Annotated in this window: 13 protein-coding genes; 11 read left to right on the top strand and 2 right to left on the bottom strand. The window is 39.3% G+C overall.

Going from position 1 to position 12,841, the window contains the following annotated elements; genetic code table 11:
• Nucleotides 1-23: 23 nt before the first annotated feature.
• The gene (locus BQ6100_RS18740; protein ID WP_075983054.1) at nt 24-218 is read right to left on the bottom strand and encodes a hypothetical protein; all 195 of its coding nucleotides are present in this window, start codon (nt 216-218) and stop codon (nt 24-26) included.
• Between the two features lie 134 nt (nt 219-352).
• Here BQ6100_RS18740 and BQ6100_RS18735 point away from each other — a divergent pair, with 134 nt between their 5' ends.
• The 7 genes from BQ6100_RS18735 (at nt 353) to BQ6100_RS18705 (ending at nt 5,254) form a co-directional block, all read left to right on the top strand.
• Nucleotides 353-967: an NUDIX hydrolase gene (locus BQ6100_RS18735; RefSeq protein WP_075983053.1), complete on the top strand. Its 615-nt coding sequence runs from the start codon at nt 353-355 to the stop codon at nt 965-967.
• A gap of 88 nt (nt 968-1,055) precedes the next feature.
• Entirely contained in the window at nt 1,056-1,469 is a 414-nt protein-coding gene (locus tag BQ6100_RS18730; RefSeq protein ID WP_075983052.1) for a hypothetical protein, read from the top strand.
• 199 nt (nt 1,470-1,668) lie between these two features.
• A complete protein-coding gene (locus BQ6100_RS18725; RefSeq protein ID WP_075983051.1) occupies nt 1,669-2,229 on the top strand; it encodes a transposase in 561 nt (186 codons plus the stop codon).
• A gap of 150 nt (nt 2,230-2,379) precedes the next feature.
• Nucleotides 2,380-3,132: a YveK family protein gene (locus BQ6100_RS18720; protein ID WP_075983050.1), complete on the top strand. Its 753-nt coding sequence runs from the start codon at nt 2,380-2,382 to the stop codon at nt 3,130-3,132.
• Entirely contained in the window at nt 3,116-3,817 is a 702-nt protein-coding gene (locus BQ6100_RS18715; protein WP_075983049.1) for a CpsD/CapB family tyrosine-protein kinase, read from the top strand. Before BQ6100_RS18720 ends, BQ6100_RS18715 begins: the two co-directional genes overlap by 17 nt.
• A 292-nt stretch (nt 3,818-4,109) precedes the next feature.
• Nucleotides 4,110-4,610, top strand: coding sequence for a VanZ family protein (locus tag BQ6100_RS22080; RefSeq protein ID WP_075983048.1), 501 nt, complete (start codon nt 4,110-4,112; stop codon nt 4,608-4,610).
• Nucleotides 4,611-4,705: 95 nt separating this feature from the next.
• Entirely contained in the window at nt 4,706-5,254 is a 549-nt protein-coding gene (locus tag BQ6100_RS18705) for an RDD family protein (protein ID WP_075983047.1), read from the top strand.
• Between the two features lie 47 nt (nt 5,255-5,301).
• On the opposite strand, the gene BQ6100_RS18700 is transcribed toward BQ6100_RS18705, so the two are convergent.
• Entirely contained in the window at nt 5,302-5,997 is a 696-nt protein-coding gene (locus BQ6100_RS18700) for a hypothetical protein (protein ID WP_075983046.1), read from the bottom strand.
• Between the two features lie 224 nt (nt 5,998-6,221).
• Here BQ6100_RS18700 and BQ6100_RS18695 point away from each other — a divergent pair, with 224 nt between their 5' ends.
• The 4 genes from BQ6100_RS18695 (at nt 6,222) to BQ6100_RS18680 (ending at nt 12,794) form a co-directional block, all read left to right on the top strand.
• Entirely contained in the window at nt 6,222-8,489 is a 2,268-nt protein-coding gene (locus BQ6100_RS18695; protein ID WP_075983045.1) for a hypothetical protein, read from the top strand.
• A gap of 352 nt (nt 8,490-8,841) precedes the next feature.
• On the top strand, nt 8,842-9,609 hold the full coding sequence (locus tag BQ6100_RS18690) for a tyrosine-protein phosphatase (protein WP_075983044.1): 768 nt from the start codon (nt 8,842-8,844) through the stop codon (nt 9,607-9,609).
• Between the two features lie 368 nt (nt 9,610-9,977).
• Nucleotides 9,978-10,856 carry a UTP--glucose-1-phosphate uridylyltransferase GalU gene (gene galU, locus BQ6100_RS18685; RefSeq protein ID WP_075983043.1) on the top strand — a complete coding sequence of 293 codons (879 nt, stop codon included), beginning with the start codon at nt 9,978-9,980 and terminating at the stop codon, nt 10,854-10,856.
• A 117-nt stretch (nt 10,857-10,973) separates the two neighbouring features.
• Nucleotides 10,974-12,794: a polysaccharide biosynthesis protein gene (locus tag BQ6100_RS18680; RefSeq protein WP_075983042.1), complete on the top strand. Its 1,821-nt coding sequence runs from the start codon at nt 10,974-10,976 to the stop codon at nt 12,792-12,794.
• The last annotated feature ends 47 nt before the right edge of the window (nt 12,795-12,841 follow it).

Raw genomic sequence — 12,841 nt, 5'->3', positions numbered from 1 at the left:
CTGTCACCTAAAAAGCCCGAGGTTTATTTCTCTTTTTTCAATTTGTAGATTTCACGAGAATGTTCAGAAATCATCTGGTCATAGTATTCAAGATCTTTCTTAGTAGCCATATTCTCCTTGATTTCCTCGACATCTTTTGCGACAGCATCAACCTTTAATTCAAGCTTGTCCACTTTTTGACCTAAGTCGCTGATTCTCAGATTGTTTGCAGCGGTCATTTCAACTAATTAGAAAGGGTGACAGGAACCTTCCAGCTTCTGGAAGGTGCCTGTCACCCGCCAATCCAAATAGTAGGATTCTCCCATATAAAGTTGATATAATAATAAATAAACAAAAAAACTGAGGCGATTTAATGGAGTTAGAAAAAATAATAAAAAAACTGAGCGACAAAACCCCAACCATTCTAGGAATAGAGGATTTTTCACAATATGCAGTACTATTACCTTTAGTCATTGAAGATAATCAGGTAAAGGTTCTATTCGAGGTCCGTTCCATGAACCTCCGAAGACAACCCGGCGAAATCTGCTTCCCTGGTGGGCGAATCGATCCAATCGACAAAAGCCATAAGGAAACAGCCATTAGAGAAACCACCGAGGAACTAGGAATTGAACCTGAAAACATAACAAACATTCTTCCAATGGACTATATGGTGTCGCCATTTGGTACTATCATTTACCCTTATGTTGGAGTAATCACAGAGCCTAATAAAATCAATCCGAATCCTGATGAAGTAGGGGAGATCTTTGCAGTTTCGCTATTAGAGCTAAAACAAAAGGGCCCAACCATCTACAAAATGAATTATAAAATCATACCAGAAGAAGGCTTCCCATTCGACGCAATCCCAGGAGGAGAAAACTACAACTGGCAAGCCCGCGGAATGGATGAACATTTCTACTACCACAAAGACAAAGTAATCTGGGGCCTAACAGCTAGAATCCTAAATCACTTCCTAAAGCTAGTCGGGTGACAGGCACCATCCAGCGATTTCCAGGTGACAGGCACCATCCAAAAAATGGAAACACCCAAAATCTCCAACCAAAAGGATTGAAAAAAACATGCTAAACACATCACTACCACTAAAAAACGAAGCCAAAATCGAAGAAATCCTAAAACGAATAGTCGAGGATTCATACGAACAAATAAAGGATGAAGAGGTCTTGCTCTGTCTAGAATGCTGTGATGTCGACCTCGAGATTGCAACCTCAAATGACTTTGAATTTGAGGAAGCCATCAAGGAAAACTTCGAACTCGATGAATTCGGTGACATTATCGATATGGAACAATACCGACGCCTCATGTACGAACTAAATGACGCCTTCATAGAACTTCACAAATCCAGCGGCTACTTCGACTTCTTCCCAGAAGGCCAATACGAGGTAAATGGGGAAAAACGCGAATCCGAATCAGACATCATCGCCCCAAAAGGAAAATTCTACGCCCCATTCGAGGACGCCTTAACAAAAGGGTGACAGGCACCATCCAAAGGCACCATCCAAAAACTTCCAGGTGCCTGTCACCCTAAAAAAGTTCTAGAAATTATATGTAAAATTATGTATAATCTTGCTGTAAGAACCAACCCAAACCAACCCAAACCAACCCAAACCAAACCCAACCAACACCAACGCAATCCAACCCCACAATCAAACCTATTAACGAAAGGAGCCTTTTATGGGAAGAAAAAGAAGACAATGGGTGCCATTTGCCTATCATCACATTACCTCGAGGGGGAATAACCGACAGAGAATTTTCCGTGACGAAATCGATATGGCCGAGGTATTCCGAATACTAAGCATGATCTATGCCCAGTACAAATTTTCCATCTGTAACTACTGCATCATGACCAACCACTACCACCTCTTATTAAAATCAGAAGAAGTCTCGATATCGAAAATCATGGCCCTATTTAATAAGCGCTATACTGAATATCATAACCAAAAATATAGTCATATCGGCCACGTCTACCAACAAAGGTTTTATAGCTCTCCAGCTCTAACCCCTCACGACCTCATAGAAGTAAGCAAATACATCAACCGAAACCCTATCAACACCAACCCACCAATGGTATCCAAAATGGAAGATTACCCCTACAGCAGCTACCAATTTATTAAAAATAACCAAACCCCACCATACCCATTCATCACCTTCGAAGACCTACCAAAAAAAATATTCCATCCCGAAAAGAAAATCTATTTAAATTATTGCGAATATGTTGAGCTAGAGGAAGAATAGGGTGACAGGCACCTTCCAGTTACTGGAAGGTGCCTGTCACCCTCATCCGACCAAATACCCACCCCTACCCAAAATATATCTACATCCACCATAAATTGTATGCTATAATGAAACTTGTATTTTTGAAAATTCATGATTTTGGGGGAGCCTATGGAAGAGACGATTAGTTTAAGAGAATTGTTTCAAACAATAAGAAAAAGACTATCACTAATAATCGCAATTACAGTCCTAGCAACGGCCATCAGTGGTGTAGTTAGCTATTTCTTTATAAAGCCAATCTATCAATCTTCAACCCAAATCTTGGTCAGCCAAGCAGCAACTGGGGCTTTAGCCTCACTTGCAGGAATTTCCTTTGATGCAGATGCCAAATACATAGAAACCTACAATGTCATCATGAAAAGCCCATACATACTAGACCAAGTCATTGAAGAATTGGATCTTGACACAACACCCGGCCAACTAAACAGCAGTGTGAATGTTGCCCAAGAAGGCCAATCACAGGTCGTTACCATTAGCGTTGAAAACGGCGATCCAGCCAAATCCGTTCTCATCGCCAATGAAATTGCGAAGGTGTTCCAAAGAGAAATATCTAAACTAATGCGAATTGACAATATCCATATTCTATCTCCAGCCGAACTACCATCCAATCCAGTTCCGGTTAAGCCTCAGCCATTTTTAAACATGGCGATAGCCTTAGTCGTTGGTCTGATGGCAGGTGTAGGATTAGCCTTCCTACTAGAATACATGGATAATACCATTAAAAGCGAACAGGATATTGAAAAATTACTCGGTCTCCCAGTACTCGGAGCCGTTACCAATATCGTAAATGAGCAAAACAGCACAACATCAAGAAAACGAAAGCAGAAAAGAAGTAGAGGTGAGACCGTTGGCACAGAAGCGTAATAAAAAGGGGATCCGACCTTCCAACAAGCGGAATCTCATTGCACATACTGACCCTCGCTCACCAGTATCAGAACAATATCGCACCATCCGAACAAATATTCAGTTCTCTGTAGTAGACAAGGATATTCACACCCTGATGGTAACCTCCGCCGGACCATCAGAGGGAAAATCAACAACCACGGCGAACCTAGCCGTCGTCTTTGCTCAACAAGGAAAAAGAGTCCTACTCATCGATGCGGACCTACGGAAACCAACTATGCATTACACATTCCGTCTAGACAATAACATTGGTCTCATCAACGTATTAACAAAACAAAATGCGTTCGTAGACGCTTTTCACAATACAGACATCGAAAACTTATATGTCCTAACAAGCGGACCAATCCCGCCAAACCCAGCAGAGGTCTTAGGGTCAAAGGCTATGGATGAATTACTTGAAAAAGCACTCGAGGAATTTGACCTGATTTTATTCGATACTCCTCCCGTCTTAGCGGTAACCGACGCTCAAATTCTCGCGAACCAATGCGACGGAACTGTTCTTGTTGTAAACAGCGGAAGAACAGAAACCGATGCTATTATAAAAGCAAAGGAGCTTCTCGTAAGCGCCAATGCCAAACTACTCGGAGTCGTTCTCAATCGTAAGAAACTAAAAGAAAATCATTACTACTATTATTACGGCAACTAAAATATCATCAAGAAGAGGGCTTGAAATCTCAAGCTCTTTTTCTTTTATTCGGCACAAAAATCAGACCGTGCTAATCCCAACGCAAATTGTCGCACAATACCCACACCGAAAACTGGAAAACCATGATAAAATAGAATAGCATTTTTCCAACAGGAAGCAATCCATCTTCCTTTAGTAAAAAATCCTCCGAAACAGCGAAGGATTAGGGAAACCAGATCAGATCATCAACCAAAATAATAATTCTAACAATAAATTCAACACCCCATAAAAATACAAAAGAAACAGGTGATTCATCATTAAATCCTTCAACATCAAGTTTATTTTTTACCTAGCGGGAGCATTAATTGTCTCTCTCATCATTTTCGATTTTTCATCACAAACGTACCAGGAGCAAACTCTCGTTCCAAAGCTACAAGAGCTTCTGCCCGGACAACCATTTAGGGATACCCTAAGCCAAATATCCTTCACCTATAGCAGCTCCGTCGTAAGCATCGAAACGAAGGGATACTATTATTTTATCGAATTTTTCATCCGGAAATTTGCGCACCTATCCGTTTATTTCATCTTAAGCTTTTTTGTCTTTAATCTCCTGAAATTTCTAACAAAAAAGCAAGCCACTGCCATCCTGATAACGGCAGTATTCGTCGCCCTCTATGCAATCAGCGATGAAATCCATCAAGGATTCACTGGAAACCGAACACCCATGGTAAGAGATGTGGTCATCGACTTCATCGGCGGCATGCTCGCCATCGCCCTTACCATTTTATTTAAAAAAAGAAAAAAACACAGATAACACTCAGAATCGGCCCGAGCAATCACCATGAATCTCCCTAAACTCTTTAAGATGTTATGATATGATAGAAAAAAATCCAAAAGGATGATCAAACGATGTCGGAAAATCATAGATTAGATGAATGGAAGAAGGCATATGATGAGAATCATTATGCGAATAAAAATCAGGTAAGACACCGGGAAAATCTCACAGGATTAAATTCGCGCCCTTCCAGCCCAAGACCAACAACAACCTCAACAAAACAGCACATCAGCTACAATGTTGTCGTGAATCAGCCATTTCATTATGTCGGCTTTTGGAGGCGGGTGTTTGCCTTTACCATAGACAGCCTCCTTATAGCGCTTGTCTACTATCTGTTAAAAATTCCTAATCATCTTATCATCAACATGTTTATCTACTCCTTATATTCAGCCATTCTCACCTCATCACAGCTAAAAGGAACGATTGGAAAGCTACTCATTGGGGCCATCGTTGTTGATATGAACGGGAATCAAATCAGCTTTTTAAGAGCAATATGTCGATATTTCGCCATGTATCTATCAGCCGCCACCCTACTTATCGGTTTCCTCATGGTTGGCTTCCATGGGAAAAAGAGAGGCTTGCACGATCTCATCTGCGAAACCATGGTCATTAACAAAGAATAGAACGACAAAAAAGCGGAGACCCACACAGGCCTCCGCTTCTCTTCTATCTATCTCTTAAAACTATTCACATCTTCTACCACTCGATCAAGTCTAGCTTGCTTCTTATTTTGATAAGCTGCCTTATATTCGTCAGCAACTGAAATATCATAACCTTGAGTTTCTAAATCATATTGAAACTGCTGATACAAAACATTGAAGGCCTTGTCCGCATTTTGTTCCATAATCGTCGCTGCCTGAGAATATTTTGCGAGGAGTTCACTTTTGGTTGCCTTTTTACTCACGTAATCTGCCTTCGCTTGAACCACCAGTTGATCCACCTTGCTTGTCTCCTCAGCCTCCAGCTCCTGGAATGCCGCATTATACTTTTCTTTTAATTGACTAAGTGATTTTTTTCCATCGTCATCACTGGAATCTGAGGTCGCTTCATCAATTGCCCCCTCATCATCAACATCTTCCCCGGCTTTAGAGGCCTCATCAGTAGATTTTTTCTTATCCTCCAAATCTCCTGAACCAGAAACATCACTATTCCCAGCTGTAAGATCCGTTCCATCCGCCGTCTGAGCCATGGCAGCTTTACTAGGGCGTAGGGTATCTCTCGTTTTCGTTTTAACATAACCTTTTTCTTCTAATGTTGTATGGGCCGTTGCAGTTTGCTCTTCTATGTTTTTATTCCAGAAAAAATGTCCAAAAATAATTCCTAGAACTGAAATGATAGCTATAGTAGTATATAAAAATTTTTTCATTGATTCTTGTGTTTAATCCTCTCTTTCTAAATCAATATTATATTTAATCGTATCAGATTTAAAGATAGCTGTCATTATAGAATATGGATGGAATGGAAATAGATTCACAATTTATATGAAAATTATACTAATAGGAAGAAAGTAATAGGTATTGTAATGACCTATCATAAATGGTAAAATTTTATATAGTTTATTTATTTGGAAAATTATAAAGAGGTGTTGACATGAAGAAGAAGAGTATGGTAATAGGGAAGGCTGTTCTAGCAGCATCCGTGGCTACTTCTGTTATAGCCGTTGCTAATCCTGCAGAAGCAGCTTCCGTATCTACCGCAGAAAAAGCAGTCAAAAATGCTGAGAAATACGCTTCAAGTCTGAAGAAAGAGATCAACTACGACTACCGTAAAGTCAAGTATAAGAAAAATGTGTTCGGATATCCAAATTCTAAAGTAGTTAGCAATACGAAAAAAGCCCTAGCATCAGCGAAGAAATCCGTAGCAACATTAAAAAAAGGAAAAACTAGAACTATATTAGAAAAACGAATCCAAGCTGTAGAAAAAACAGTTACATATTCCAACAATTACACAGCAGCTGTTAAAGAAGGATTAAAAATTCAATCCAAGTACAAGGTACTTAAAGCAAAATACTTAAAAGGAACCATTGATAGCACAACCATCAGCTCCTATAACTACCTGACAAATGAAGTGAAAAAGAACGGCAAATTATTTGATAAGGTGTACGGAGAAAAAACCCGTATTTTAATGAAGAGAGCTTATTTGAATCCAACAAAAACTCTATTACCAAAGCTTACTTCTCCAATTGCTATCAAAACAGAAATCGATAAAGCAAAGACAGCTTTAAAAGCAAGTAATACTGATGCAGCTGCTATCAATCTTGCAAACGTTGACTATTACATAACTCAAGCGGCGAAAAAAGGACAAACTAAAGGCTGGATAATTATGAAAGGTGCGCTAAAAGAGCTAAATAGTACAAAGGCCACTTTCAATAAAACAGCTGTTCTATATGTTGCTAAGTCAACAAAGGCTGATGCACCATCAACTTTTGGACCTGCAACAGGCACTGATAAAGTAGCAAAAACTGTCTATCTATTCGCTGGTAAAAATGAATATATTAAACTAAGAAACATGGAAATCGAAGGAAACCTAGTAATCAAAGGAACAAAAACAGGTTCCGGTAGCGTTTCTCTTGATGGCGTAAAAGTGAAGAAAACAACTGAAAACACTGGTCAAATCATCGTTGACGACGTTGCTGATCACAGTCTTCACATGAACAACACCGAAGCTGATCGCCTACAAGTAAACGATCCAAACGGAGCAAACTTTGTTGCTGAAAAAGGTGTTTATGTTAAAACTTTCGTTGTAACAAACAAAGCTGGTGAACAAGGAACCATCACCATTGAAGCCCAATCACCAGATGCTTTTGAAAACATCGATGTGCAAGCAGATGGAAACTCTGAATCAGGCGGAATCGTGTTAAAAGGTGATCTTTCTTCAGCTACTGTTACTATCAGCGGTAATAATGCAAATGTATCTGTAGCTAAGGATACACAGATCAAAGAACTAGTTATCGATGCTCCTGCTAAGGTTTCACTTGCTGAAGGGTCTAAGGTTGAAGAAGTGAAGAAGGGTGCTAATTTACCTAGTGATGCTAAGGTTGAGGTAGATAATAAGGGTACTGTTGTGAAGGCTCCTGAGGATGTGCCTGTTACGGGGAATAAGCCTGTGGAGGTAACACCTGCTACGCCGACTACACCTGGTGGGGGAACAGTGCCGCAAACATTTAACTATACAATTTCTGCGGATTTTAAAACAGCAAATGATAAACCGTATGAGAATGGAGAGTTAGACCTTACGTCAATTGACAATACTGATATGTTTTTAGGAGTCAAAATTAGCACTAATTCTAGTACAGCTGTTTCGCTAAAATTAACTTCACTGAAAATGGGTGAAAGTACAATTCCACTTGATAAGGATTACCCGATAAGTGGAGGTACATTAACAACAAAAGAGTTATTCCCATTTGATTCAGGTGAACCTGGAATAACTATGTCAAACCTACGTGAAGCGTTTAGTAGTATTGAACTAAAAGGTAGCTTCTATTCAAATGGAACTCAAATTTCTGATGAAATTACAATTACCATTAAACTAAGAAGCACTCCTGCTCCTTCAACTTACTCAAATAAATATGTTAGTATTAATAAAGATTTAGAAAATAATAAGATTACGGTTTCAATTTTAGATGGTAGTAAGAAAGTTACTGAAGTGCTAAGCGAGGGTGGAATGTCCTTTGTAGAATTATTAACATTTGCTGCCGCAGGATCATCAGTAGAGTTAACTAATTTGGAAAATGCAATTAAAACGCATTTGAATGGGAAAGGAATAACAGATTTTACAACGGCTACTATTAATGATCTCAAGGGGTTTGGGGCAGGTGGAAGTATTAGTATTGCTGGTTATTCAATAGTAGTAAATTAGTAAATAGGTGTAAATTACTTGATCAATCAGAGGTGTTCCAAGAAGTTTTTGGGACACCTTTTTCACGCCCATTAAGTTATGAGGTGGTGAAACATCGGGACGTATCTCATGTTTCGAAATGAGTTGGAACTGAAAAGGCGTCCCTGAATATGTTTGGTGACAGGCACCTTCCATTTTATGGATGGTGCCTGTCACCCCAAGTCAAGCGCGAAATTTGTCAATAATGAATCCGCTTACATCTATTTACCTAGCAAAAAATTGGTAGTATACTACTATCTAATAGGATTAATTTGCCTAATTTTGTTGGTTCTTGTAACTTTGGTTTCATTAACATTATTTTGGAGGGTTTTCCATGATTGACATACACTCACATATACTACCTGGGATCGATGATGGAGCTCAAAGTTTGGAAGACAGTATAGCTATGGCCAGACAGGCAGTTAGTGAAGGAATCGAGACAATCATTGCCACTCCTCACCATAGAAATGGAAAATATGAGAATTCCAAAACAAGTATTATTAAAAAGGTTCATCAACTAAATGAAGCATTTAAAGAGGAAGGGATCAAACTCAATGTACTTCCAGGTCAGGAATGCCGAGTCTTTGGAGAATTGTTAGAATATTATGATAAGAATGAAATTTTAACTCTCGCAGGTAATTCTAGTTACCTTTTTATTGAATTCCCATCTGGCTATGTTCCAAGATATGCAAGCCAGCTCCTATATGATATCCAACTAAAAGGTCTTAAGCCAATCATTGTTCATCCTGAACGCAATGCGGAACTCTTACAAAATCCAAATATGATATACGATTTAGTTAATAACGGGGCAGCTACGCAAATTACGGCTGCTAGCCTAACGGGGAAATTTGGAAAGAAGATTAAGAGATTTACAGAACAATTAATTGAGGCGAACCTCACCCATTTTATTGCATCAGATGCTCATAATATAACCACTAGATCATTTATCATGAATGAGGCGCTAGATGTTGTCGAACAGAAATATGGAGTTGACACAATCTATTACTTTACTGAAAATGCCGAGCTCTTAATAAGTGGAAGTCATATCTTCCGTGAAGCGCCAGAGCCAATCCGAGCAAAAAAATTTTTGGGGCTATTCTAGAATGAGGTATTTGGAATATAGAAATATAGTCATTATTCTATGAAATAAGAAGAGGTAGTGACTACCAGGAATCGCTTTTTTATTTTGTGCAGCAAAAGTGAAAGACATACGGTAATGTCTCCCCGCCGTTATCAATGGAGGCACTCGGTTACACTGTGGGTAATAAGCCATATTACCTTAGACGCATGTCGTCGAGAGTGTGATGTGAGGTCGGGTTAGATGCCCGGTATTATTAATAATTAAGGTAATAAATATCTAATGAGAGAACATACTTATCCATGTTTTTTCATTAGATATTTATTTTTGGATAAAAATGTTATTTCGATATATTAATATGGAAAATCAGAGGAAATTAAGGAGGGTTCTATTTGAGTAAGGTAAAAAAAGCTATCATACCGGCAGCTGGCCTTGGAACGAGATTTCTTCCTGCAACAAAGGCCATGCCAAAAGAAATGCTACCGATTGTAGATAAACCCACAATTCAATACATAGTCGAAGAAGCGATGGAATCAGGTATAGAGGATATCATTATTGTTACTGGACGGGGCAAAAGAGCGATTGAGGATCATTTTGATAATGCGTTTGAACTTGAAGAAACCTTAATTCAAAAGGAAAAATATGATTTGCTAGAAAAAGTGAAAGAACCTTCAAAGGTTGATATCCACTATATCCGCCAAAAGGAACCAAAGGGATTGGGACACGCGGTTTGGTGTGCACGGAAATTTATTGGAGACGAACCTTTTGCTGTTCTACTGGGAGACGATATTGTCCAATCAGAAACTCCATGCTTAAGGCAATTAATCGATCAGCATGAACGAACTCGCTCATCCATTATTGGGGTCCAACATGTTCGAGAGGAAGAGACTCATCGTTACGGTATTATTGACCCGCTCTCAACTAGCGGCAGAAGATACGAAGTAAAGAATTTTGTAGAAAAACCAAAGCAGGGAACGGCTCCTTCTAATTTAGCAATTATGGGAAGATATATCCTTACTCCAGAAATATTCATGTTCTTAGATCGGCAAGAAACAGGTGCAGGCGGAGAAATCCAACTGACAGACGCCATCCAAAAATTAAACGAAATCCAACGAGTCTTTGCCTATGATTTTGAAGGAAAACGCTATGATGTCGGAGAGAAAATTGGTTTTATTAAAACAACTTTAGATTTCGCGCTCCAAAATGATGAATTAAGGGCACCATTAATGGAATACATGGGAAATCTCCTCAAAAAGCAGGAGATAAAATAAATGAAATTATTTATAGTTTATTTCACCTTAAACCACTTGTAAATAGATGAAACAAGAAATTTTGACCAAATGTGTAAAAAAACGACTACTCTAATCTAGTTAAAGAAGGGATATCAATTGAGCTATCAAAAACGGCTTTCATTTTTATTTATTCTGGATTCATTCATTGTGCTATTTTCTATTTTTATCGGCTATTTTATCTTACATCCTTACACAAACTTCTACACCGTTCCCTTGCTTATCATTAGCTCAATTACCCTATTAATCAGTCATCATATTTTTGCTTTTAGCTATAGCCTTTATAAAAAAGCATGGGAATACGCGAGCGTGAATGAATTAATCGCAATCATCAAGGCCGTCACGCTTTCCATCACCGTCACAGGAATCGTGCAGCTCATCTTAGAGGGCGATATGTATCTCCGAGTTTTAATGTTAACCTGGATGTTTCACGTTCTCCTAATCGGTGGTTCCCGATTTTCCTGGAGGATGTTCCGAGATCGTTATATTAGAAAATTAACTAATCAAAAAAGAACCTTAATAGTTGGTGCAGGCGCCGCCGGAACAATGGTGGCAAGACAGCTTATTAATAATAAAGAATCTGAATTACTTCCGGTTGCCTTTGTCGATGATGACTTTAAGAAAAGAAACCTTCAGTTCTTTGGCATCTCTGTTGTTGGTAGCATGAGACAGATAACTAAGGTTGTGGAAGAAAAGGCTATCGAACAGATCATCATTGCCATTCCTTCCTTAAAAGGGAAAGAAATGAAGCGAATTTACGAAGAATGCTTAAAAACAAACATCAAAATCCAAACGATGCCAATGGTCGAGGATATCATGACAGGAAAGGTTTCCGTCAATCAATTCCGTGAGGTGGAAGTAGAAGACCTACTCGGCCGTGACCCAGTCCAACTCGATATGGAAAGCATTTCGAAAAAACTAACTGGAAAAACCGTTCTAGTCACAGGTGCAGGCGGCTCAATCGGATCGGAAATCTGCCGCCAGGTTTGTAAATTTGGTCCAAGTAAAATTCTTCTCCTCGGTCATGGAGAAAACTCCATTTACCAGATTGATATGGAGCTACGTAACAAATATCAGGATGAATTCGAAATCATTCCTGTGATTGCCGATGTTCAGGATAAAAAGCGTATCCATGAAGTCATGGAAGTACATAGGCCGGATGTCGTCTACCATGCAGCTGCGCACAAGCATGTACCATTGATGGAATACAATCCAAAGGAAGCCGTGAAAAATAATGTACTTGGAACCAAAAATGTGGCGACCGCTGCTGATGCATTTGGTGTACATACATTTGTGTTAATTTCATCCGACAAAGCCGTAAATCCAACGAATGTGATGGGCTCGACGAAGCGAATTGCGGAAATGATTGTACAGGAATTGGCCAAGCATAGCAAAACAAAATTTGTTGCTGTTCGGTTTGGAAACGTGCTCGGAAGCCGTGGAAGTGTCATTCCTTTGTTTAAAAAACAAATCCAAGCAGGTGGACCGGTTACCGTTACTCATCCTGATATGACTCGATATTTCATGACTATTCCAGAAGCCTCAAGACTCGTCATGCAAGCAGGAGCGCTTGCTAGTGGTGGGGAGATCTTTGTGCTGGATATGGGTGAGCCTGTTAAGATTGTGGATTTGGCTAAGAACTTGATTCAGCTTTCGGGTTATACAATAGAGGAAATTGGAATCAAATTTTCTGGCATTCGACCTGGGGAGAAGATGTATGAGGAACTCCTTGGGGAGAATGAAGTTCATAAAGAAGCAGTATTCCCGAAGATTTTTATTGGGAAGACGACCTTGCAGCCTAGGGAGGAAATTGATTATTTGATTGGGCATTATTTAGAGATGGAAGAGAATGAACTTCAGGGGTTTGTTTTGGGCTTGGCGAATAATAGGAAGGTTTTGGAGCGGGCGGTTGCGAATTGATGGTTTTGTGAAAAGCTTTGTTTTATGTGTTGGTTAATTGAAAATAT

The organism is Bacillus massilinigeriensis (assembly GCF_900117315.1).
GTDB classification, from domain to species: Bacteria; Bacillota; Bacilli; order Bacillales; family Cytobacillaceae; genus Bacillus_BE; species Bacillus_BE massilionigeriensis.
This window is presented reverse-complemented; position numbering and strand designations above follow the sequence as displayed.